Genomic DNA, 22621 nt, shown 5'->3' on the forward strand with positions numbered 1-22621 from the left:
AGACCCTGAAGCGCGTCCGACTGGGAATCAGCCGCCCACTGGCTGAATCCCTGACTCTTGCCTCCCTCCATGCCCTCGGGGGCATACACCGTCCGGTCCGGCCGAGTTGTCGGACTCGGCGGGTATGACGGGGCTCTGCACGCCACACCGGAGTGCAGTCAGGAGGCGCGAGCAATGGGCAACCACTGGTGGGCGGTGATGTGGCTGGGGCTGCTTTCCCTGCGAGGAGCGGCCACGGCTTCGCCCGACTCCGAGGCTTCGGCCCCCCAGGCGCCCCCCCGCTCCTGGTCCTCACTGGCGCGGATGGAGATAGCGCCGCTCGCGTTCTTTCCGGGCTCAGGTGGCGGTGAGGCCGAGGGCTTCGTCCAACTGGAACCCACGCTCGTCCTGGATGGCGGTCCGGAGTTCGGCCTCAACCTGGGCGCCCCGGTGCGGCTGCGTCTGTGGGGGGACGTCACGGGCTTCGTGAGGAAGGAGGACTGGGACAGCCTCTCGGACTTCGGGCAGGTGGTGCGCGGCCTCAAGCTGGGTTCGAACAACGCGCCCGTGGGCGTCTGGTTCGGCGCGCTGGAGTCCTACAGCCTGCTGTCCTCGCACCTCGTGCGGCACTACTCCAACCGGAGCAATCCCGACTACCATCCAGCGGGAGGCTTCCTCACGGGCACGCTGGGCCCCCTCTACACGCAGGCATTCGCTTCGGACGTGCTGGGCGCGCGGCTCGTGGGAGCGGAAGTCGCGTTGGACCTGGAGCACGTCCTCTTCGGCCAGCCCCGTGAGCCGGGCCGTTACACGCTGGCCCTTTCCGCCGTGCACGACTGGGGGAGGGCCGGAGGATTCGCGCCCCCGGTGACGCTGGCGCACCTGGATGGCACCGCCGTGGTGCTGGTGCGGCCGGGATTCGAGACCTATCTGCTTGCCGGTTGGGGCGGACGTCCCGGTACGGGCGGCGCATGGGGTGCGGTGGCGGGCGCGGGCGCGGACGTGTTGACGCCTACCTTGGATTTGCGACTGCGGTTGGAGGTGCGCAGGCAGCATGGCGGCTTCCGACAGGGCTACTTCGGCCCGGACCATGAACTGGCCCGCTTCAAGGCGGCGGGGCCGGAGGGAGTGCCACTGGCGGCGGCCCTCTTCCCGGACGGGTATTCGGCCTATGGCGAGGCGGAGATGGGCTGGGACGCGGTCCGCTACGGCGGCCTCTCCAGGCACTTGAAGCTGTCACTGGGCGCGGAAGCCTTCTCGTGGGGCCGCTTCGACGTGGACGGGCGCGTGGCGGTGCAGCTCTTCGCGCGCAGCCTCGAAGTGGCGTTGAAGGGGCTCGGAGTCGGCATGGGTCAACCCGGGGCGCGCTACCTGGGGGCTGCCGAAGCCCGCTGGCGATTCCTGGACGGGAAGCTCTACGCGATGGGGACGGGCGGCACGCTGCTCTTCCCCTCGCCGGAAGTGACGCTGCGGCCGGGGGCGTTCGCCTCGGTGGGCCTGGGGGTGGACGATGCGCGCTGACGCCCTGGTGCTGGCCCTGGTGTTGATGGCCACGGGATGCGTCTCCGTGTCGCAAGCTCCTGGGCGACGTCGAAGCTTGAGCTACGCACCGCGAGAAGCCTCCTCGCCCGCCTGGGTGGAGGCTCCGACCGATGAGCCCCCGCGCGCCTGGGATTCTCGCCCTCGCGCACTCTCCGGGCCTGAGCAACGGCTCCTGCGCCGCCAGCAGCCGCGTGACGACGTGACCGCCGTGGGAGACAGCGCGGTCGGGGGCGGGGCCCGGAGCACTGCATCGACGCGGCAGGCAGTCCTCGATGCCACGGGCGAGGTGAAGGGCTCGCTACGCGGCGTCGAGACCGCGTTCACCCAGCTGGCGGTCCGTCCTCCAGACCTCTGGGGCTTTAGCCTCACGGGCGTCTTCAAGCGCTACCTCGACCAGGGCTCCAAGCAGGTGACGTGGCTTCACGCCGCGCTTGGGAGTGCCACCGTGTTGACGGATGCGGCTGTGGAAGTCGGCGACACGGATATGGAATTGGGCCTGCTGCGCATGACGGGGCCGAAGCTCCAGGCTGCTTGGTTCGGAACCCTTCTGCTGGCCACCTGGGTGGACTTCCTGCACCTCGCGGACGCCGTGCTCCGCCACTGCCCCATGTGCAGCGCCGAGAAGCTCTTCGTGGACCTTCATCGCGTGCAAGCGCTGATGGAGCCCACGCTGACGGACCTCGCCTCACTGGACCCGGAAAGGGTGGAGGCGGCGACCACCGCGATGCCCGAGCTGATGGGGAAGCTGACGCGCGAGTTCGACACGCTCCAGCGGGAGACCCGCGAGACCCTGAAGTTGGGCGGGCAGGTCATCGCCGCGATGCAGGCGGTGGAGATGGTCGCGATGATCTCCACGATGAAGATGGCCCTGCCACGCGTGCCGCCCCCGGCCCCTGTGACGCTGGGCGTGGGCCTCGTGATGAGTTCGGGCGGAGTCATGGTGGGCTCGCGGCTGGTGGTTTCCACCGAGTGGGTGGAGATGATGCGAAGGCTCGTGAAGGCGGGCGTCATCTCCGTGCCCGCCGTCGGCGCGGCCGTCCTCATTCAGGGCGGACAGGTCACGATGGCCCAAGCGCACCAGGACTTGCCCAAGGGCGTGCGCGAAGCGCTGGGCGACAGCCCGGAGGTGCGCAGCATGCAGGTGACGGGCAGAGCGGGGGCGGGCATGTCGGACGCTCCGAAACACCATGTGCTGCCGCAGGAGCACCGCGAGTGGTTCGAGCGGCGCGGCTTCAAGGGCGACATGGACATCGACCAGTTCTGCGTCCGGCTGGAACAGGCCCATCACGAGGCCATTCACGGAGGGGGGAACTGGAAGCTGGGACGCATTTGGCCCGGCGAGTGGAATCGGATGATCATGGATGCGCTACTCCAGGCGGAGACGAGAGCCGGCCGGATGTTGACGCGGGATGGGATCTTGAAGGAAGTCGCGAGGCATATGCGGGACTATCGAATCCCCATGGACTTCACCTCTGGGAGAGGACGATGAGTGGTGGAGAGGCTTGGCGGGGCGACATCAAGGCGCGCCTGTACGAGAGGGTTCGTGAACGGGGCTTCGGCTCACTCATCGCCTTTGCCGAAGCACGCCCTGCCGTTCCGCTGTACGTCCTGGCCGACGAGTTGGGCAACGACGTCGCTGCCGTGCAGATTCTAAGCGGCTTGATGTACGAGGCGGAGCAGCACAAGCAGGTCACGCGCCTGGTTCGTGACGTCCTCGTGCGCGAGTTGGCCGAGAGGTTCCCGAATGGCTGGCCTGATGTGCTGGACGATGCAACCCGTGGAGAGGTTGCGATGGCGCTCGGGTCGTGGTTCGCCTACACCCCAGTAACCCACAGGGCGCGAGTTGACTTGGCAGGGAATGCGCTTCTTGCCAGCCCACCCCCTGCCGGCTGGCGCCCGCTCGGTCCTGACGATGAGCTACTCCGGACGCTCCTCCCCGACAAAGAAGCCTGACCGGAAGCGGCGGCCCTCCCAGCCAGTGAAGGAGCCGCCGTGTGCCCCCAGTGTGCCCCTCCAGCGTGGATTGAGGGGGCACACCAGGGAACAGGCTGGGACGAGGCGGGATGTCGAGTCCGAGCGAAATCAGGGAGATGGCGGGTAACTGCGCGTCCTGCTTGGGATTTCCCATCTCCCTGATTGCGGGTTCGAATCCCGCCTTCGGCACACCTTCAGATCTAGCAATCTCAGCTGAACGACGTCCGGCTTCGGCGCGGATGTCCGCGCTGAAGCCGAAGGCTGCATCGTCGAAACTAGAAGCCCTGCGCCCGCACCGGTGTGCCACGACCCGTCGACGTGCCGTCGCCCAACTGGCCGCCAGAATTGCCGCCCCAGCTCCAGAGCGTGGCGTCCGACTTCAGCGCCATGCTGTGGAGATCCCCACCGCCGATGGCCACCACCCCGGTGAGCCCCGGCACCTGCGTCGGCGTGGAGCGGTTCGCGGTCGTCCCGTCACCCACCTGACCGTTGGCGTTGTAGCCGCAGGTCCAGACGGTGCCGTCCGACTTCAGCAGCACGGTGTGGGCGTCCCCCGCCGCGATGGCGGCCACGCCGCTCATGCCCGGCATCCGCACCGCCGTGGGGTGGTCCCCTCCCGTCCCGTCACCCAACTGACCCGGGCCGTTGTAGCCCCAGCCCCAGACGGTGCCGTCCGACTTCAACCCCAGGGAGTGGAAGTCGCCCGCGGCGACGGTCACCACGCCGGAGACGCCCAGCACCTGCACCGGCGAGCTGCGCGACGTCGACGTTCCGTCACCCACCTGGCCAGGACCGTTGCGGCCCCAGGCCCAGACGGTGCCGTCCGACTTCGCGGCGAGCGTGTGGCCCGTGCCGCCCGCCGCGATGGACACCACGCCGGTGAGGCCCGGCACCTGGCCCGGACTCAAGCGCCCCGCCGTCGTCCCATTGCCCAGTTGGCCATAGCCGTTGTAGCCCCACGTCCAGACCGTCCCGTCCGACTTCAGCGCCACGGAGTAAGCGTCGCCCGCCGCGATGGCGATGACTCCGGTGAGGCCCGGCACCTGCACCGGCGTGAGGCGGTCCGTCGTCGTCCCGTCCCCCAACTGACCGAAGTTGTTGGAGCCCCAGACCCAGACCGTGCCGTCCGACTTCACGGCCACCGTGTAGAAGTCACCCGTGGCGACGCTGCTCACCCCGGTGAGCCCCTGCGCCCGCACCGGCGTGCGGCGCTCCGTCTGCGTCCCATCTCCCAACTGGCCATTGCCGTTGGTCCCCAGGGACCAGACGGTGCCATCCGACTTCACGATGACCGAGTGGCTGTCGCCCCCCGCCATCCTCGGGCCCGTGGCCGCGCTGCACGCGGTGCCGCCCTGGAGGGAGAAGACATAGGAGGCGGAAAGGCCCAGGGCGTTGGTGACGGTGGCCGTCACCGTGGGCGGGTTGCCCGAGGCCACGCACGCGGGCGCCGTCCAGACGACGTCGCTGGTGGTGGCGGTGCTGGTGGCCGTGCCCAACGCGCCGGTGCTGGCGGTCCACGCGAAGGTGAGCGCGCTGGACTGCGCGTCCCTGGCGCGCACGCGGAAGAGGACGGTGCCGCCGCTCGCGGGCACCGAGGCGGTGGACTGGGAGGACTCGAACACCTCCGGCGGGAAGCGGCCGGTGGTGGGCGTCGCCGTCACGTGGATGGTGAAGCTTCCCGTGCCCTGGCCTTCGCGGCCGTCCTGCGCCTTGACGTTGAGGGTGCAGGCCCCGCCCGAAGGCAGCGCGGTGGGCGTGAAGCTGGCGCTGGCGGAGGCAGCGTTCGTCCAGGTGCCGGCGCAGTTGGCCGTCCACTGGTAGGTAAGGCTGTCGCCGTCCGCGTCGCTGGCCGAGGCCATCACCGTGGTGGCCTGCCCGACGGCGACGGAGGAAGGCGTGGCGGTGATGCCCGCCACCTGCGGCCAGGTATTGAAGGAGACGCTGACACCCGCGCTGCCGTCGCCGGTGCTCACCGTGACGGTGACGCTGAGGGAGGTGCTGGCGCCCTTGGAGTCCGTCACCGTCAGCGTGAGCGTCGCCTGGCCCGCGGTGGCGGGGGCGGTCCACGCGGTGGTGAGGCTGGAGGGAGCGCCGAGCGTGCCGGACGACGCGGTCCAGGCGTAGGTGAGCGTGTCGCCCGCGTTCGGATCATCCGCGGTGGCCTGGAGGGACACCTGGCCGCCCGGGGCGACCGTGCCGGGTTGGGTCACCAGGGAGAGGATGCGCGGCGCCGCGTTCTCGAAAGGCGGCGGCGCGTTCACCTCCTGGAGCAGCAGGGTCACGGCCGTCGTCTGGTGGGCCTGGATGGTGACGGGCGTCGCCTGGCCGGCGTAGCGCTCGGTGTTGGCGGAGTCGAAGGCCTTCGCGCTGAAGGTGCGCCCGGTGCCGGCGGGCACCTGGCCCAGCACCGAAATCCACTGCCCACCTGACTTCACCAGCGCCTCCGTGCGCGTCGTCATGCCCGCGCCGGACACGGTGAGTTCCACCCGAGACACGTCGCTGGCGCTCAACGCCTGGGGCATTGTCACCACCGCCTGCGCGCTGCCCTCCTGCTCCTCGGGCGCTTGGGCGCCACCGCATCCGGTCAACGCCAGCACCAGGCCCAGGGCCAGCAACGCCAGCCCGCTTCGACTCTCTCTTCTCATGGAGCTCTCCAGAGCGTAGGACTACCGCTCCAGCCCTGTGCATGGGGCCTGCCAGGGCCCGCCTCAGAGGGGAGACGCCGCGCCGGGGGCCCGGTGCGAATCGCGGCGATTTGTCGGCGACATGTCGCCGACGGATGGGGGCGCGGCTCCTGCGCGGCAACCCGGCCCCATCCACCACGGGCAGCGCGCTACGCCATGAACTCCGAGGCCATGGAGCACGTGCCGGAGGGCGGCACGCGGGGCCTGGTTTGCGCCTGACCCTCCCCGACAGGCCTTGGGGCCTCCAGCGCAACGCTGGCCTGGGACAGCCGGGTCCGCGCGTCATATCCTGACAGCCCATTTTTTCTGGAAGGTCATGCGAAACCATCAGACCGCGGCCCTGCTGGCGCTCCTCCTGCTGGGAGGTCCGGCCCGAAGCGCCGCCCCCAAAACCCCGAAGCCCCCCGCGAAGGCCACCGCCCCGACGGTGAGCTGGCTCTACCAGGACGCGTTGGCCGCGCCCTGGGCGGACCTCACCTGGGCGGGCACGCACTCGCTGGCGGCCACCGCGCCCGACGGCCAGCGCGCCATCTCCGTGACGCTGGGGGGATGCGTCGAGTGAAGTTGCCCCGGTTCCACAGAGCGTTCCGCGCTTTCGCCCTCAAGCGGCAGCGCGGTGCTTCTTCTCGTAACCAGCGGGTGACTCGTAGTCGAGCGCGGAGTGGCGCCGGAGCGGGTTATACCAGCCTTCGATGAAGCGGAAGACTGCCATCCGCGCCTCGGCGTGAGACGTGAAACGGCGGAGTGCGAGCAGTTCGCACTCGAGCGTGGCGAAGAAGCTCTCACACATCGCGTTGTCGCACGCGTCGCCAACGCTGCCCATGGAGGGGCGCACGCCGGCTTCCTTGCACCGAAGCCCGAAGCCAATCGAGGTGTACTGGGCGGATTGAGTCCTGGGCGCGAGCCCCTCGATGCCCAGCGCCCCCATCCAGCTTTCGGGAAATTTGGACCAGCCCCGCCCAGCCCCTCTTCTCAGTCGCGGAAGAACTCGGACGGGTGCGCGTCGATGTAGCGCAGGAAGCAAGCCTCCAGCTTCTCCTCGCCATGGAGGCGCTCGCTCAGAGGGTCGATGTGCTCGTTGAGCCATGCCCGCGGGCGCGCATCGAGTATCCGGCGACGCTCGTTCTGCGTCTCTGGAGGGGCGGCGCCGAAGAGAGAAAGCATGCCGGCCCTCACCGTCGCCGCGTGCTCGTCCGCGCCAAGCGCGTCGAAGCTCTTCAGCACGAAGTCCACGGCAGACGGGCCGAAGTTGTACAGCGCTTGGTCCAGCCCTCCGTTCCCCACGTCTCGAATGAAGAACGTCGTGAGGGCGAGCACCTGCTGACCATGGGTCCCCGCCTTCGCGTCATGGTCCCAGGCTGGCTCCATGAGCATCCAAAGGCGTTCGCCAGTGGGGAGCCCCTCGACGCTCTCTCGGGCCAGACGCGTGTCAGCGCTCATCACGTCTCCTCCAAATGCCTGCACCTCGGCAGAATTCAAACCGAACCTCGCCACGCGAGAATGGCGCTCTCCAGCGGCCGGAGCTGGATACGTCCTTCTTCGCGGCGCTCACAACGGTTGGGCTTCAATGCCAGACTCGCTCACCTTGAGGACGACGTAAAGCGTCAGGCTCGGATTGATGAACAAGGCGAGAAACTCATCAGCAGGGAGAGTCTGTACCCCCCAACCCACCGCAGCCTCGTCGTGCCCAAATACCTGCGGAGGAGATCACAGGTCGCCCCTGGATGCGGGGCCTCCGGGGTGGGCCCGTCCATTGATCATGGTAGGTCCCACGGGGACGTGGATGCCGGAGTTGAGGGCCAGCATCCATGCGGGGCCCCTCCACCGTGGTCGGTCAGCCACGGCGCGCGGCTCGCACACCACACGCAGGTCCAGCCTCTGCGCCACCATGTCCCGCGCGCAGCCATGCGGCGAGGCCGCCACGCCTCCCCTCGGCACCGCGCGACCCGGCCCCCGAGAGCTTCTGAGCCCCCGTGGCATCACGCCTGCATTGTTCGGTGCGCGACGGTGTATCCATGAGCGACAGACTGCAGGAAGAACGAAGGGCGAGGCACGGAATGCGCAGAGGTATCTGGGCGGGGATGTTGGCCGCACTGTCGCTGGCCTCCACGGGAGAGGCGAGCCCCCGGACCCCGGGGCGGCCCACCCCGGAGGCGAATCCCCCGCTGGTGGGGGGCCCCCTCGACAACGAGGGAAGGGAGACCGCGCACCGCATTGCCTGCAACGAGAAGTTCTGTTTGTGGAAGATCTCCGAGAAGCGCTTTGCATGCGAGGGCCTGAACTGCCTGAATTCCTATCTGGTCGCCTCCGACCTCAAGGGCTACCGGTTGGGCGCGGATTGGTGGCTGAGTTCAACCGCCAGGACCTCCGCGAGATTTCTGGGGCCGCTCCAGGTCGAGTTCCTGGCCTGGAGCGATGGGAGAGAAGACCCCCTGGCGCCGGCAGACATGGGCGTTGATCAGACGTGGACGTCGCGAGAAATCCGGGACCTGTCGGAGAATGGCGCGGTGTTCAGGGCGCCCGCCGAGGAGACGCCGGTGCCCGCGTGGTATGTGCCCCTGAGCAAGAGGAGCTTCGTGCTGCGCGGCACGGACACCAGCGACAGCGCGCGTCACCCTGAGCGAGGTTTCCCCCGGACCCGGCGCTTCCAGGCGGGAAGCGCCCAGGCCGTCACCTGTGCCTACCCAAAAGTCGGTCGCGGCGTCATGGGTGCGTCAAGGCGGGTGAGCACGGCGCGCACGGGGTCGGCGAGTTCCCGTAACGGAATCGCGGGGTCGGAATCACCGAGGCACCGCCTACGCCGCCCCGCGTATTCAAGGACTGTGCGCTCCTCTGAACCATACGACTCCCCCACCTCTACGCTTGTAGGGAGAAAGCTGGCAGCGGCCTTTCGCTATGCTCGGAGAGTTCGAGCACTCTAGAGAAAAGCCGAGAACGGGTTCGCAGCAGTCTTCATTCGGGGAGCAAGAATAGAAGGCCTTGTCCCAACCCTTCCGCGGGCAGGAGTACAGTGCCGCCCCTTCGCAAGAAGGAGGTGGGCGTATGGGCTGCTACGTGTTGGGTCTCCAGGAGCTCGACCAGACGCAGGTCGCGGTCGTTGGCGGCAAGGGCGCGCATCTGGGAGAGCTTTCGCGGATCGACGGCATCCGCGTGCCGGCTGGCTTTTGCGTGACGACGGACGCCTTCCTGCGGATCATGGCGGAAGCGCCGTCGCTCGACCAGCAGCTCGTTCGGCTGTCGCGCCTGACGCTGGACGACCGGGAGCAGCTCCGCGCGCTCAGCGCTGAGATCCGCCGGACCCTCGAAGTGACCGCCATCCCTGACGAACTGGCGGCGGAAATCACCCGTCCACTCGCCCAACTCGGCGAGCAGGCCGCCTACGCCGTCCGCTCAAGCGCGACAGCGGAGGACTTGCCGACGGCCTCCTTCGCGGGCCAGCAGGACACGTACCTGAACGTCGTAGGGCCGGCGGCGATCCTCCAGCACGTCAGCCGGTGCTGGGCCTCGCTCTTCACCGAGCGGGCCGTGACCTACCGCCTGCGCAACGGCTTCGACCACCGGAAGGTCCGCATGGCAGTGGTCGTGCAGCGGATGGTCTTCCCGCAGACGGCCGGTATCTTGTTCACGGCCGACCCCATCACCTCCAACCGGAAGGTCGCCTCCGTGGAGGCCAGCTTCGGTCTCGGCGAGGCCCTGGTCGCCGGACTGGTGAACGCGGACGCCTACAAGATACGGGACGGCGAGATCATCTCCAAGGCGGTCGCCACCAAGCAGCTTGCCATCCGCGCCTCGCCGGCAGGCGGGACGCACGAACAGGCCATCGAGCCGGAGCGGCAGCGGCAGCCAGCGCTGACGGATGCGCAGGTCCTGCGGCTTGAGCAGCTGGGCCGGCGGATCGAAGCGCACTTCGGCCGCCCCCAGGACATCGAATGGTGCCGGGTCGATGATGACTTTCACATCGTCCAGTGCCGGCCAATCACCACGCTGTTCCCCATCCCCGCGGCCGGCGACCGGGAGAACCACGTCTACGTCTCCGTCGGTCATCAGCAGATGATGACCGACGCCATGAAGCCCCTGGGGCTCTCCCTGTTCCAGCTGACGGCCTTGCGGCCGATGTACGAGGCCGGCGGGAGGCTGTTCGTCGACGTCACCCAGGGCCTGGCTTCGCCAGCGAGCCGCGCGGGCCTCCTGGCGGGTCTGGGGAAATCCGATCCGCTGATCGGGGACGCGCTGCGGACCCTCCTCGGACGCGGCGACTTCATCCCGTCACTCCCGGACGCGGGTCCCGGCGGGGCGCCAGCGGTCGGCGCGCCAGCCCCGATCGAGACCGATCCGGCCATCGTCCACGAGCTGATCGGGCGCAATCAGGCCTCCGTCGCCGTCTTGAAGCGCGAAATCCAGACGAAGTCCGGAGCGGCGCTGCTCGACTTCATCCTGGCGGACATCCAGGAGCTGAAGCGGCTCTTGTTCGAGCCGCGAAGCCATCAGGTCATCATGGCGGGGATGGAGGCCACCTGGTGGATCAACGAGCAGTTGCAGGCGTGGCTGGGCGAGAAGAACGCGGCCGACACGCTCACACAGTCCGTCCCCCACAACGTCACTTCGGAGATGGGGCTGGCGCTCCTGGATGTCGCGGACGTGCTCCGCCCGCACCCGGACGTGGTGGCATTTCTCCAGCACGTCGAGGACGAGGGCTTCCTGGACGAGCTGGCCACGATCGCGGGCGGGCGGGAAGCGCGAGACGCCATCCAGGCCTGGCTCGACAAGTACGGCATGCGCTGCGCCGGTGAGATCGACATCACGAAGCCGCGTTGGAGCGAACGCCCCACCACGCTCGTGCCCATCATCCTCGGCAACATCAAGAACTTCGAACCGGGCGCTGGCGCGCGGCGCTTTGAGCAAGGGCGGCAGGAGGCCTGGAAGAAGGAACAGGAGCTGCTGGAGCGCTTGGGGGCCTTGCCGGACGGAGCGCGGAAGGCCGGAGAAGCCAAGCAGATGATCGACCGGGTCCGGACCTTCATCGGGTACCGGGAGTATCCGAAGTACGGCATCGTCAACCGCTACTGCGTCTACAAGCAGGCCTTGTTGGAAGAAGCCGAGCGCCTCGTGCAGGCCCACGTGCTTCGTGAGAAGGAAGACATCTTCCACCTCACGTTCCAGGAACTCCACGACGTCGTGCGCACGAACCAGGTGGATGACCTGCTCATCCGCCAGCGCAAGGACGCCTTCAGGTCGTATCACGCGCTCACACCGCCCCGGGTGCTCACGTCGGATGGCGAGGTCATCGCCGGGGCGTACCGACGCGACGACTTTCCGGCCGGAGCGCTGGTCGGCCTGCCGGTCTCCGCCGGGACCATCGAGGGACGGGCCCGCGTCATCCTGGACATGGCGGAGGCTGACCTCGAAGCGGGCGACATCCTGGTCACCGCCTTCACGGACCCCAGCTGGACACCCCTTTTCGTCGCGATCAAGGGACTGGTGACGGAGGTCGGAGGCCTGATGACCCATGGCGCGGTCATCGCCCGGGAGTACGGCTTGCCGGCCGTCGTGGGGGTGGAGCATGCCACCCGGCTGATCCGGGACGGGCAGCGGATCCGCGTGCACGGAACGGACGGGTACGTCGAACTCCTGCCGTAGCCGGGCCAGCCCGAGGTGGTGACTGGCGCCATCCTCCTGGTGACTGCTGTCACCGCCGGAGCGCCTGACTCGAGTCCCCCGGAGCCATCCCATCCCTGGGAAATCCACGGGTTGCGAGGTCCCTCCTGGGTGGCATGTGCGCTGCAATGAGACAGCGCACAGGCTGAACAGACTCGCCGCGACGGTCCTCCGTCGCTGCCAAGAACCCGGTGATACCCATGATCGACGTCAAGGCCACGGCCCGCTCCCACTCCATGATGCGTCCGGGCGTTGCGCAGTCCTCTTCCGTCAACCCGAGGGAACTGCTCTCGGCGGGGCCCGTTCAGGACATGGGGACTCAAGCTCTCCAGAGCCCCCGGAGCCTTCCCGCGCGAGGCTTCAGCCCTGTGGACGCGTTCGAGTCCGGTGTCATCAACAGGAGGCAGCCTACCGCCGCGCCCATGCTGGGAAATCCGGCGGACTCGATCACCTTCGCCCCCCGGGGGGCCCCCACGCAGCTCGAGGATCTTGCCCCGGCCCCGGAGGTCTCCGGTTCTGGCGTCCCCAGCGCCAATGACAAGCGGCCGGCCGGAGACAAGCGGTCGGCGGCGCAGATTGTCAACGACACCCCCGCGCTGAAGAGCCTGGGCCGCCAGAAGGACATCAAGTTCGAGCAGCTGTGCAAGCAGACGGGCATCGACCCCAAGCTTGACGTGAAGGACTCGAAGCAGAACCCCGACGCCGTCTACCGGCTGGCCAAGGTGCTGGAGTTCATCGACAGCGCCAAGGCCTCCACGGGCGGAGACCGTTCGAACAAGGTCAAGGAGGGCCAGGGCGACGGCAACATCGAGGGCATCACCAAGGATGGAGATGCGCGGCACGGCACCGAAGCCGGCATGGTCAAGGACTTCGCCGAGAAGGGGTACTCCTTCCTGGGCGAACACCAGTTGCCGACCACGAAGGACACCCACGTCAAGGCGGACGGGAGCAACAAGGACAACTTCCAGTGGGCCGCCGGCGAGGCGGGCAAGGCCCTGTGGTTCCTGCCGGCGGTCAGCAACGTCCTGACGGGAGTGGGCAACTCGGAGGGAGGCTTCAAGGGAGTCGTCGAAGGCGCCGCGACCGGTTACTTCAACACCTTGAAGGGAGCCGCGGAGGGCATGATCGGGTCCATCACGAAGGGCCGCGCCAACCCGGCCTCCCTGCTCTTCGGAGGTGCCATGGGCGCGCTGGGCAGCACCGAGGCCGCGCCGCAGCCGGTGAAGGACATCGCCAACCTGTTCTGAGCCAGGGCGGGCAACAGCGCGGTTTCAAGCAACGCGGCTCCGGAAACGCGAAGCGCCGGCAGGTCCACTCCCGGCGCTTCGCGCTCACGTCGAACGAGGCTCGCTCAGATCGTCTTCTTCCCCGGCAGGTCGAAGCGGTCGAGGTTCATCACCTTGGTCCATGCGGCGATGAAGTCCTGCACGAAGTGCGCTTCGCCGTCCCCGGCCGCGTAGACCTCCGCCAGTGCGCGCAGTTGCGCGTTCGAGCCGAAGACGAGGTCAGCGATCGTCGCCGTCCAGCGCAGCTGGCCCGTGGCGCGGTCGCGGCCCTCGAACACGTTCGGCGCCGTCTCCGAGCGTTTCCACGCGGTGCGCATGTCGAGCAGGTTGACGAAGAAGTCGGTGCTCAGCTTACCCGGGCGCTGGGTGAACACGCCGTGCTGCGTGTGGCCCACATTGGCGTCCAGCGCACGCAGGCCGCCCACGAGCGCCGTCATCTCCGGCGCGGTGAGGGTGAGCAGGCTGGCGCGGTCGATGAGCGCGGCGGTGGTCGTCGCTTCGGCGCCGGCACGGACGTAGTTGCGGAAGCCGTCGGCCGCCGGTTCGAGGACGAGGAAGGATTCGACGTCCGTCTGGTCGGCCGACGCATCCATGCGGCCCGGGGTGAAGGGCACGGTGACCTTGTGACCGGCGTCGCGCGCGGCGGCTTCGACAGCCGCGACGCCGCCCAGCACGATCAGGTCGGCCATCGACACCCGCTTGCCGTCGCCCTGCGCGGCATTGAACCGCTTCTGGGTGGATTCCAGCGTGGCGAGCACCTTCGCGAGCTCGGCGGGTTCGTTGGCCTCCCAGTCCTTCTGCGGCGAAAGACGGATGCGCCCGCCGTTCGCGCCGCCGCGCATGTCACTGCCGCGGAACGTCGACGCCGAGGCCCAGGCCGTCTTTACCAGCTGCGGTTTCGAGAGGCCGGAGGCGAGCAGCTCGGCCTTGAGCGCGGCGATGTCCGCGTCGTTGACCAGCGCATGGTCGACGGCCGGGATCGGGTCCTGCCAGAGCAGGTCCTCGGCCGGCACCAGCGGGCCCAGGTAGCGCACCTTGGGGCCCATGTCGCGATGGGTCAGCTTGAACCAGGCGCGCGCGAAGGCGTCGGCGAACCTGACCGGGTCGGCCATGAAGTCGCGCGAGATCCGCTCGTAGACGGGATCGAAGCGCAGCGCGAGGTCGGCGGTGGTCATCATCGGCGCGTGGCGCTTGCCGGGCACGTGCGCGTCGGGCACGGTGCCGGCGCCGCTGGCGCCGACGGGCTTCCACTGCTGCGCGCCGGCCGGGCTCTTCGTCAGCTCCCACTCGTAGCCGAACAGCGTCTCGAAGTAGCTCATGTCCCACTTCGTCGGCGTGGGCGTCCACGCGCCCTCCAGGCCGCTGGTGGTGGCATGCGCGCCAATGCCGCTCTCGTAGGCGTTCTTCCAGCCCAGTCCGAGCTCCTCGATGTTCGCGCCCTCCGGTTCCGCGCCCAGGTGGTGCGCCGGGCCAGCGCCGTGGCACTTGCCGAAGGTGTGGCCACCGGCGACGAGCGCGACGGTCTCCTCATCGTCCATCGCCATGCGCGCGAACGTCTCGCGGATGTCGCGCGCGGAGGCGGCTGGATCGGGGCGGCCGTTCGGGCCTTCTGGATTGACGTAGATCAATCCCATCTGCACGGCCGCCAGCGGATTCGAGAGCTCGCGCTCACCGCTGTAGCGCTCATCGCCGAGCCAGGTGGACTCCGGGCCCCAGTTGATGGGCTGCGGCTCCCACACGTCCTCGCGGCCGCCGCCGAAGCCGAACGTCTTGAAGCCCATCGACTCCAGCGACACGTTGCCCGCGAGGATCATGAGGTCGGCCCATGACAGCTTGCGGCCGTACTTCCGCTTGATCGGCCACAGCAGGCGGCGCGCCTTGTCGAGGTTGCCGTTGTCGGGCCAGCTGTTGAGCGGCGCGAAGCGCTGTTCGCCCGAGCGCGCGCCGCCACGGCCGTCGAAGATGCGGTAGGTGCCCGCCGCGTGCCACGCCATGCGGATGAAGAACGGGCCATAGTGGCCGTAGTCGGCCGGCCACCAGTCCTGCGAGTCGGTCATCAGCGCGTGCAGGTCCTTGATCACCGAGTCGAGCGGGAGCGCCCGGAACTCCGCCGCGTAGTTGAAGTCCTCGACCATCGGGTCCGACAGCGAACCATGCTGGTGCAGCATCGCGAGGTTGAGCTGGTCGGGCCACCACTGCGTGTTCGTGCGGGCGCGGCGGGGGCCATGCGCAACCGGGCATTTCGATTCGTCGTTCATGCGGGTCTCCTCAACGGGTTGCGCCGTTCAACCGGCGACGATGGCGGCGACAGCGCGATGCGCCCATCTGCACGCGGCGGACGCCATGGGTGTCGAAAAAGTAGCCCTGCGTCGCGGTCACCGGAAATCGATTGTTCGGAGGGGTCCAAGAGTCGTTTGCTATCGAACCCCAGCGAGGAAGGCAGGCACATGACGGATCAACTCAAGACGGCAGGAGCGGCGGCCTCCAAACTCATCAGCGGGAGGATCGCCGAACTGGGAGACTGGAGAGGCGATACCCTCGCGAGGATGCGCGCCCTCATCCAGGAGGCCGACCCGGAAGTCCTGGAAGAGTGGAAGTGGATGGGGACCCCGGTCTGGTCCCACGACGGGGGCATCTGCACGGGAGAGTCGTACAAGGAGAAAGTGAAGCTGACCTTCTTCAAGGGGGCTTCCTTGAAGGATCCTTCCAAGCTCTTCAACTTGAGCCTTGATGGGAACACAAGGCGCGCCATCGACATTCACGAGGATGAGGAGATCGACGCGGATGCGTTCAAGGCGCTCATCCGCGCGGCCGTCGCTCTCAATACTTCTGGCGGAAAGAAGCCCACGAAACGCAAGCCCCGCGCTCCCTGAAGCGAAGTCCATGCCGGAGGGAATGAGAACCGCTCCCTTTGATGGCAGCAGGGGCGCGGTAGGCTGCCGGGTTCACGCCAGCAGCAATCTCCACCGTGGTCCGGAGCCTTGCCACCACAACGTCTTCGCCTTCGGCGCACTCGACTGGCGCGCGGCCTTCCAGCGCTACCAGGACAACAACTCCCAGGCGCAGGTGCGCGCTGCTCGCGGGCGCCCTCGCGTCTGGCTCCAGTTCCTGGATCTTGTACCGCGTGTCCGTGAGCGCCACCTGGACGCGCTCGGGCTCGGCCCGGACCTCCGTGCAGGAACGGCCTCCGGGTTCCTGGACACGTTCCAGGTGCCGCACCTCCCCGCCGAAGGCCTGGCTCCGGGGGATGGAGGCCGAACATGTCGATCCACCCATCGCTCGGCGAGGGCACCTGACGGATGATGCGGCCATGGGTCTGGCCCTGCATCGATATGGAAGGGCCGCGTTGGGGCTGCTGCTCCTCGCGGCCCCCGGCCGTGCCCAGGCGGCCGCGCCCCTCACCTCCTTCTCGCTGGAGCGCCTGGAGGTGAACCCGGGCCTGGGGGCGCTGACGCTCGGGAACGGCGAACTGCTGGCCCCGGGGTCGCTGCGCGTGTCCCTGCTGGGGCACTACCAGCGGGCCCCCCGGGTCTTCCACGTCGACGGACAGGACGCATCCCTCCTCCGCTACCGGACCACCGGGCTGCTGGCGCTGGCGGTCGGCGTGCTGCCGTGGCTCGAGTTGCAGGGGCAGCTCCCCGTCGTCGTGAGGCAGCGGGGCGACGACCTGACCGCGTCCCAGGGAATCGCCTCTCCCTCGCGCAGCGGGCTGGGCGCGCCCCGGTTCGACGCCCGGTTGGGATTGCTGGGCAGGCCCTCCCCAGAGGCGCTCCACCTGGCGCTGGACCTGGGCGTCCGGTTGCCCGTGGGCGCTTCAGGCGCGCTGGTGCGGGACAGCGGTTTCAGCGGCTGGGGGCGGCTGCTCCTGGGCAAACAGCTGGGATGGGTGTCACCCGCGCTGGAGGCGGGGGTGCTCCTGCGCCCTTCCGTCTCGCCAGCTTCGAGCACGGATGTGAGCGACAGCGTGGGCAGTGAGCTCCAGGTCGGCGCGGGGCTGACGGTGGGGCGGACGCTGCGCGGGGAGGTCTCCGCTCGCGGCGCGTACGCCTGGGAGCAGCAGCGCATGCGGGGCGAGGTGCTGGGAGGCCTGCGCTATGCGTTCGCGCGGTGGCTGGAGGGCTTCGCGCTGGGCGGAGTGGGTCTGGGCGACGCGCCGGGCACGCCGACCTTCCGGGTGCTCGCGGGCCTGGCCTTCTTCAGCGGACCGGCCCCGCGACCTCCGCCGGAGAACATCGTCTACGAGCTGGTCACCGCCCTGCCCCGCGCCCCGGCTGAAGCACCCATCGAGGAGCCGCTCCCGCCCGCTCCCCCTCCTCCTCCCGAAGCCGTGCCCGAACCGGAGACAGACACGGATGGGGATGGCGTGCCCGACGCGCTGGACGCCTGCGTCCAGGAGCGGGGCACCCGGGAACAGTCCGGCTGCCCTGCCGGCACGCGGCCCCTGGTCACCCTCACCCGGGAGCGGCTGCTCCTGCATGGACAGGTGTTCTTCGAACCCGGCGCAACAACGCTGACGGGTGCCTCGCGTGTGCTGGACCAGCTGGCGCGGGTGCTCCTGGAGCATCCCGAGCTCCCGCGCGTGAGCATCGAAGGCCACACGGACACGGGAGGCTCCGACGCCGTCAACCAGCGGCTGTCCCTGGCGCGCGCCGAGGCGGTGCTCCGCTACCTCGTGCAGAAGGGCGTGCCCTCCTCGCAACTGGAGGCCCGGGGCTTCGGTGCCCGCCGGCCGACGAGCACCAATGCCACCCAGGAAGGCCGCGAACAGAACCGCCGCGCGGAGCTGCGCCTGCTCATTGGCGAACCCGCGCCCCCTCCGCCCTCACCGACCCAGGCGCCCCCCGACTGAGGCGGACGCCCGGTCTTCCCTGCTCACAGGGTGTGACAGCGCAGGGACTTCGGCGGGGACAGGAGGGTTGGGCCTGTCCTCATTGTCAGAAGGTGGTGAAGCTCGCGTATTCGCCCGGCTGGAACGTCCGCAGCGTGCCGAGCGCGATCGGCTGTCCGCTGCAGTCATCGGTCCAGTAGGCGACCACGTTTTCGACGTTGCTCCATCCAACGAGAGCACTGGCATTGGCCGGGAACGGCTGGCAATTGCCGTCGGGGTTCGGGAAGTTCGCCACGACGGTGGAGACCTCCTTGATGCTGTTCATCTGGACAGACGGGCGGCCGAAGTACGCCTCCATGGCCTCGGGAGCCATCTGGTTCCGGAGTCGCCGTCGCCGAGGGTCGGCTTCGGCCTCGGCGCGCTGAACGGCCTGTTCTCTGCCCGCGGCCTCCGCGCCGCCGGGGACGCACGCGCAGTGAGTGCCCAACGCGCCGCGACATGCGCCCGGGTTCTCGGCTTCTCACGTCCTTGGAACGAGGCACGCAACAAACAGCGCCCTCCCCCGACAATGTAGGCAAGTCCCCCTCAGCCTCACTCGGTTCTCCCCCCCGAGGTCCCTTCATGGTCCAGGTCAAGCGTCCTTCCAGCCCCACGTCGCTCCCCCAGACGCGGGTCGCTTCGGAAGCCTCCACCCTGTCCAGGCCCTCGAAGGGCGCCAACACCCTGAGGACGGGCGACAGCTTCACCACGGCCGCTCCGGCGGGTGCGCAGCGGGGCAATTCGCTCTCGCAGGTGAACAGCCTGCGCCTGCCCATCCCCTGGCCGGGCAAGGGCGAGGCGGACAAGATCGGTTGGATCCAGAAGGCGTATCCGCCGGCGAAGGACTCCACGGCGGAGTTCCAGAAGCTCAACCAGGCAGTGCGCGCGGGCCAGGACGTGATGCCGCCCGAGGCCAAGGACTGCGTGTTCCTGGCGGTGGGCGGGCTGTTGTCGGAAGCGGCTCCCAAGGAGATCTACTTCGACAAGAACCTGGACGCGCTGGAGGCCCAGGGCCTTCAGGTGGGCCGGGTGCCCGTGGACACGGACATGGGCGTTGAGCACAACGCGGCCATCGTCCGGCAGGCGGTGCTCGAAGCCGCCAAGAACGGCAAGCAGGTGGTGCTGATGGGCCACAGCAAGGGCGGCCTGGACTCCGCGGCGGCCCTGGCGCTGTACCCGGAGCTCAAGGAGCACGTGCGCGCCCTGGTCACGATCCAGTCGCCGTACGGCGGCTCGCCCATGGCGCAGGACCTGCTGGACAACCCGCTGGTGCGCTACGGGGTGGGCGGCGCCATCGAGGCCATTGGCGGCAGCATCCAGTCCGGTGAGGACCTGACGTACGACTCGCGCAAGAAGTTCCTGGCCGAGCACCCGATGCCCGCGGGCATCCCCACCGTGTGCATGGCCTCCACCACCTCCAACCCCACCTCGCCGCTGTTCGTCGCCGAGGAGTACATGCAGCAGCGCTACGGCGTGAAGTCGGACGGCCTGGTGCTCCCGCAGGACGCGTTCATCCCCGGCTCCAAGTCCGTGACCCTCCAAGGGCTGGATCACCTCGATTCGACGGGGACGACGCTGAACCCGTTCAAGCCCTACCAGCCCGGGGACCTGACCCTCTCGCTGGTGGCGATGGCCTTGAACATGCCCAAGGGCGGCTGAGAAACGGACTCAGGGCAAGGCGGTGCGCGGCGCCCACGCACCCCGTGAGGCCCCGCGCATAGATTCGGGTCCGTGAGCCTCTTCCCGACCGCCCTCCCCCCTTCCGAAGCCATCCCCTTGCGCGGAGGGCCCGCGCTGCGCTGGGGCGTGCTCGCGCCCGGACGGATCGCGGGAGGCTTCGTCTGGGCCCTGCATCAGCACACCGACCAGCGCGTCCACGCGGTCGCCTCGCGCTCCGCCGAGCGCGCCCGGCACTTCGCCGCGACCTACGGCATCCCGAGCGTCCACGAGTCCTACGAGCAGCTCGTCACCGATCCCCACGTCGACATCGTCTACGTGGCGTCGCCCCACAGCGAGCACAAACGCCAGGCCCTGCTCGCCATCGCCGCCGGCAAGCACGTCCTCGTGGAGAAGCCTCTCGCGCTCGACGCTGGCGAGGCCCGCGACATCGCCCGGGCCGCTCGTGCCGCGGGTGTCTTCGCCATGGAGGCGCTGTGGTCGCGCTTCCTGCCCCAGACCCTGCTCATCGAACGACTGCTGCGCGACGGGGTGCTCGGAGACCTCCGGCTCGTCATGGCGGACTTCGGGGGCCACTTCGACTTCGAACCCGAAGGCCGCGTCTTCAACCCCGCGCTCGGCGGCGGCGCCCTGCTCGACATCGGCATCTATCCCATCTGGCTCGCGCACTTCGCGCTCGGCCCGCCCCCAAGGGTGCACGCGACAGGCTCCCTCACCCAGACAGGCGTGGATGGACAGGTGGCCCTCGTCCTCTCCTACGCCACGGGTGCCCAGGCGCTGCTGCACACCACCCTCTTCGCCGAAACGCCCCAGGAAGCCGTCATCGCGGGCACGCACGCGCGCCTCCAGATCGACTCGCGCTTCTTCACCCCCGGCGGCTTCACGTTGAAGGCCGCGAGGTCGGACCAGCGGCTGCGCTGGACCGACCCGTCCGGCATCCACGGTAGCGAAGGCCTCGCCTATCAGGCCGCCGCGGTCGCACGACACATCGCCGAGGGACTCACGGAGTCGCCAATGCATACGCTCGCGCACAGCATCGCCGTGCTCGAAACCATCGACGCGGCGCGCGGGCAGATGGGTGTCTCCAGCCGCTCCGGCTGACCCGGCCGCTGAATCAAACAGGAGCAACCGCCGGGGTTCTTCACCCGTTCGTCGGACTCGCGTATTCAATACATCGCAGGTCATCTTGAACGGGCTGGCCATGTCTGAGTATACGGGGAGTCGGAGCAAGTCCCTGAAGGTGTTGTTCGAAGAGCAACCCAAATCCTCGCCGTTCGACGCCCGGAAGCGGCCAGCGGTGAGCGCACCGTTCAAGAAGCCGCCTCCGCAGCAGTCAGTGCTCCTCAAGCGCCTCGTCAGGGTCCACCCCATCGACAGCATCCTGATGGGCACTTCGGGCGGTGTCGCCTTCGTGGAATCGGCCAGCCAGCAGGCATTGAGCCAGGGCTTCACCCAGCCCGCGGACGTCCACAACTACCTCGACCTGATGGTCATGTTCGGGCACCGGTTCGACGTCGATCCCCAGCTCCCCTGGGTGAGTTCGGCGCTGAGCAGGAAATCGATGTCAGCGCTCTTCGACAGCGCTCTCGGCTATCTCGGTGTCATCTCCGGGGAGACCGGCCAGCTCTACATCAAGGCGTTGCTCCGGACGCGGAAGTGCATCCCTGCGTCCCTCGTGGACAAGATCTGCGGCTCCCCGGGCGAGCTGGCCATGCTGCTCGCGACCCTCCACCCCGAGAAGTGCAAGGTGATGAGGTCGCAGATCCCGGACCTGTTCGCGCTCGCGCAGGCGCTCACGGCGCAGCACAGCAAGGGCGTGCGGACGCTCTATCCCGTGCTCATGTTCCTGCTGGGGAGCCACTTCGAGACCGACCCGCGGTACGCGTGGGCCGCGGAGCTCCTGCGAGACTCCGGAACCAGCGAGCCACTTCGATACAAGAGGCTCCACGAGGAAGCCTTGTCGCAGCTTCACCTCGCGCTCCGGGCGAGCAGCGGGATTGAGTCGCTCGTAGCGGAGGTCGGCTGACATGGGCTGTTGTTTTGGCAGGAGGCGGGCCGCGCGACTGCGGCGCGTGCCGCAGGAACCGGTTGTGCTCGAGCGTCCGTGGGAGACGAATCCCTGGGCGACCCAGCGCGTGTGGGAGCACGACGGGGGCGATCCCGGCAATACCTTCCGCATCCTGGCTGTGTTCATGAGCGACTGTGCGTTCAACGAGGACCAGTTCGAGCGAATCGACCGGGACGTGCTCATTGGCAACATCCGGCGGTGCGTCGACGAGATGAACGATGCCTTCGCGCGCAGCGGGGTCGGCGTGCGAGGGAACCTCGTATCCGTCGTGCAGCTCGCGGCCCCTGGGCCCTTCCTGCCCACCGGCATGTACAGGGACGCACTGCTCGGGGAGCCCGCCAACGAGCAGGAGCGCGACGATCGATTGCAGGGGATAACGCCCCCAGAGCTCGTGGAGCACTATGGAGACCTGCGGAGGCTCTGCGGGGGGCTCCGAGCGGAGCATGAGGCGCACGTGGTCCTCCTCGTGACCGGAGGCGGAGGGGACCCCATCGCCGGTGCCCTTGGCGCCACGCACAGGGCCAACGCCTTCGTGGTCGTGCCGCACACCAAGCTGCTGGAGGATTTCACGCCAGCGCATGAGATTGGCCACCTCTTCGGCTGCGAGCACAACCGGGAGTCCGTCAGGGTGCGCGCCCATGCGTCGTGTTATGGCTTCGTCACGCCTTACTGGCGAACGATCATGGCGTACAATCCCCACCACGATCGCGACCTGCCAGTCATCGGGCACTTCAGCAATCCCGCCGTGGACCACGACGACGAAGCGCACGGCCCATTGGCCACGGGCGCGGCGAATGCGAACAACGTCGCCCAGATCAATCTGTATACCCCGACGATCCTCGGACTCCGCGGCTGAGCTCGGGCTGGGCGTGGAGCATGACGGCCAGGT

At 68.7% G+C, this 22621-nt stretch carries 16 protein-coding genes and 1 pseudogene; 12 read left to right on the forward strand and 5 right to left on the reverse strand.

The features are described 5' to 3' along the window. Positions 1-174: 174 nt before the first annotated feature. The 3 genes from OV208_RS21315 to OV208_RS21325 are packed head-to-tail and all read left to right on the forward strand — an operon-like array spanning position 175 to position 3474. Positions 175-1500 carry a hypothetical protein gene (locus OV208_RS21315; protein ID WP_420715039.1) on the forward strand — a complete coding sequence of 442 codons (1326 nt, stop codon included), beginning with the start codon at positions 175-177 and terminating at the stop codon, positions 1498-1500. Then, positions 1490-3010 carry a DUF2380 domain-containing protein gene (locus OV208_RS21320; RefSeq protein WP_267575711.1) on the forward strand — a complete coding sequence of 507 codons (1521 nt, stop codon included), beginning with the start codon at positions 1490-1492 and terminating at the stop codon, positions 3008-3010. The genes OV208_RS21315 and OV208_RS21320 overlap by 11 nt, the downstream gene beginning before the upstream one ends. Beyond that, positions 3007-3474 carry an NUDIX hydrolase gene (locus OV208_RS21325; RefSeq protein WP_267575712.1) on the forward strand — a complete coding sequence of 156 codons (468 nt, stop codon included), beginning with the start codon at positions 3007-3009 and terminating at the stop codon, positions 3472-3474. The genes OV208_RS21320 and OV208_RS21325 overlap by 4 nt, the downstream gene beginning before the upstream one ends. Positions 3475-3770: 296 nt before the next feature. Here OV208_RS21325 and OV208_RS21330 read toward each other — a convergent pair whose 3' ends face one another. Then, positions 3771-6140 carry an RCC1 domain-containing protein gene (locus OV208_RS21330; RefSeq protein WP_267575713.1) on the reverse strand — a complete coding sequence of 790 codons (2370 nt, stop codon included), beginning with the start codon at positions 6138-6140 and terminating at the stop codon, positions 3771-3773. Between the two features lie 355 nt (positions 6141-6495). Between OV208_RS21330 and OV208_RS21335 the strand changes: the two genes are divergently transcribed. Next, complete coding sequence (locus tag OV208_RS21335; protein ID WP_267575714.1) at positions 6496-6741, forward strand: hypothetical protein; 246 nt, start codon at positions 6496-6498, stop codon at positions 6739-6741. Between the two features lie 39 nt (positions 6742-6780). On the opposite strand, the pseudogene OV208_RS21340 reads toward OV208_RS21335, so the two are convergent. Next, a pseudogene (locus OV208_RS21340) lies at positions 6781-7068 on the reverse strand (transposase); the annotation flags it as partial. Positions 7069-7151: 83 nt separating this feature from the next. After that, positions 7152-7619 carry a DMP19 family protein gene (locus tag OV208_RS21345; protein ID WP_267575715.1) on the reverse strand — a complete coding sequence of 156 codons (468 nt, stop codon included), beginning with the start codon at positions 7617-7619 and terminating at the stop codon, positions 7152-7154. 1602 nt (positions 7620-9221) lie between these two features. On the opposite strand from OV208_RS21345, the gene rph reads away from it, so the two are divergent. Together rph and OV208_RS21355 are read left to right on the forward strand one after the other, a co-directional pair. After that, entirely contained in the window at positions 9222-11816 is a 2595-nt protein-coding gene (gene rph / locus OV208_RS21350; RefSeq protein WP_267575716.1) for a rifamycin-inactivating phosphotransferase, read from the forward strand. A 218-nt stretch (positions 11817-12034) separates the two neighbouring features. Then, positions 12035-13081, forward strand: coding sequence for a hypothetical protein (locus OV208_RS21355; protein ID WP_267575717.1), 1047 nt, complete (start codon positions 12035-12037; stop codon positions 13079-13081). A gap of 104 nt (positions 13082-13185) precedes the next feature. On the opposite strand, the gene katG is transcribed toward OV208_RS21355, so the two are convergent. After that, positions 13186-15378, reverse strand: a complete 2193-nt coding sequence (gene katG, locus OV208_RS21360; protein WP_267575718.1) for a catalase/peroxidase HPI — start codon at positions 15376-15378, stop codon at positions 13186-13188. Between the two features lie 189 nt (positions 15379-15567). On the opposite strand from katG, the gene OV208_RS21365 reads away from it, so the two are divergent. Continuing rightward, positions 15568-15993, forward strand: a complete 426-nt coding sequence (locus OV208_RS21365) for a DUF1801 domain-containing protein (RefSeq protein WP_267575719.1) — start codon at positions 15568-15570, stop codon at positions 15991-15993. Positions 15994-16430: 437 nt separating this feature from the next. Continuing rightward, on the forward strand, positions 16431-17969 hold the full coding sequence (locus OV208_RS21370; RefSeq protein WP_267575720.1) for an OmpA family protein: 1539 nt from the start codon (positions 16431-16433) through the stop codon (positions 17967-17969). An 85-nt stretch (positions 17970-18054) separates the two neighbouring features. On the opposite strand, the gene OV208_RS21375 is transcribed toward OV208_RS21370, so the two are convergent. Further along, entirely contained in the window at positions 18055-18321 is a 267-nt protein-coding gene (locus OV208_RS21375) for a hypothetical protein (RefSeq protein ID WP_267575721.1), read from the reverse strand. A 248-nt stretch (positions 18322-18569) separates the two neighbouring features. Here OV208_RS21375 and OV208_RS21380 point away from each other — a divergent pair, with 248 nt between their 5' ends. The 4 genes from OV208_RS21380 to OV208_RS21395 all read left to right on the forward strand — a co-directional run bounded on the left by OV208_RS21380 (position 18570) and on the right by OV208_RS21395 (position 22588). After that, the gene (locus tag OV208_RS21380) at positions 18570-19646 is read left to right on the forward strand and encodes a lipase family alpha/beta hydrolase (protein ID WP_267575722.1); all 1077 of its coding nucleotides are present in this window, start codon (positions 18570-18572) and stop codon (positions 19644-19646) included. Between the two features lie 72 nt (positions 19647-19718). Then, positions 19719-20765 (forward strand): Gfo/Idh/MocA family protein, encoded by a 1047-nt coding sequence (locus OV208_RS21385; RefSeq protein WP_267575723.1) that lies wholly within the window; start codon positions 19719-19721, stop codon positions 20763-20765. 100 nt (positions 20766-20865) lie between these two features. Next, positions 20866-21690, forward strand: coding sequence for a hypothetical protein (locus OV208_RS21390; RefSeq protein ID WP_267575724.1), 825 nt, complete (start codon positions 20866-20868; stop codon positions 21688-21690). 64 nt (positions 21691-21754) lie between these two features. After that, positions 21755-22588, forward strand: coding sequence for a M12 family metallo-peptidase (locus tag OV208_RS21395; protein ID WP_267575725.1), 834 nt, complete (start codon positions 21755-21757; stop codon positions 22586-22588). The last annotated feature ends 33 nt before the right edge of the window (positions 22589-22621 follow it).

This window comes from Corallococcus sp. bb12-1 (assembly GCF_026626765.1).
Taxonomy (GTDB): domain Bacteria; phylum Myxococcota; class Myxococcia; order Myxococcales; family Myxococcaceae; genus Corallococcus; species Corallococcus terminator.

Coding starts and splice junctions, on each gene's coding strand:
- OV208_RS21315 (WP_420715039.1), top strand. CDS start 175: ATGGGCAACCACTGGTGGGCGGTGATGTGGCTGGGGCTGCTTTCCCTG.
- OV208_RS21320 (WP_267575711.1), top strand. CDS start 1,490: ATGCGCGCTGACGCCCTGGTGCTGGCCCTGGTGTTGATGGCCACGGGA.
- OV208_RS21325 (WP_267575712.1), top strand. CDS start 3,007: ATGAGTGGTGGAGAGGCTTGGCGGGGCGACATCAAGGCGCGCCTGTAC.
- OV208_RS21330 (WP_267575713.1), bottom strand. CDS start 6,140: ATGAGAAGAGAGAGTCGAAGCGGGCTGGCGTTGCTGGCCCTGGGCCTG.
- OV208_RS21335 (WP_267575714.1), top strand. CDS start 6,496: ATGCGAAACCATCAGACCGCGGCCCTGCTGGCGCTCCTCCTGCTGGGA.
- OV208_RS21345 (WP_267575715.1), bottom strand. CDS start 7,619: ATGAGCGCTGACACGCGTCTGGCCCGAGAGAGCGTCGAGGGGCTCCCC.
- rph (WP_267575716.1), top strand. CDS start 9,222: ATGGGCTGCTACGTGTTGGGTCTCCAGGAGCTCGACCAGACGCAGGTC.
- OV208_RS21355 (WP_267575717.1), top strand. CDS start 12,035: ATGATCGACGTCAAGGCCACGGCCCGCTCCCACTCCATGATGCGTCCG.
- katG (WP_267575718.1), bottom strand. CDS start 15,378: ATGAACGACGAATCGAAATGCCCGGTTGCGCATGGCCCCCGCCGCGCC.
- OV208_RS21365 (WP_267575719.1), top strand. CDS start 15,568: ATGACGGATCAACTCAAGACGGCAGGAGCGGCGGCCTCCAAACTCATC.
- OV208_RS21370 (WP_267575720.1), top strand. CDS start 16,431: ATGGGTCTGGCCCTGCATCGATATGGAAGGGCCGCGTTGGGGCTGCTG.
- OV208_RS21375 (WP_267575721.1), bottom strand. CDS start 18,321: ATGGCTCCCGAGGCCATGGAGGCGTACTTCGGCCGCCCGTCTGTCCAG.
- OV208_RS21380 (WP_267575722.1), top strand. CDS start 18,570: ATGGTCCAGGTCAAGCGTCCTTCCAGCCCCACGTCGCTCCCCCAGACG.
- OV208_RS21390 (WP_267575724.1), top strand. CDS start 20,866: ATGTCTGAGTATACGGGGAGTCGGAGCAAGTCCCTGAAGGTGTTGTTC.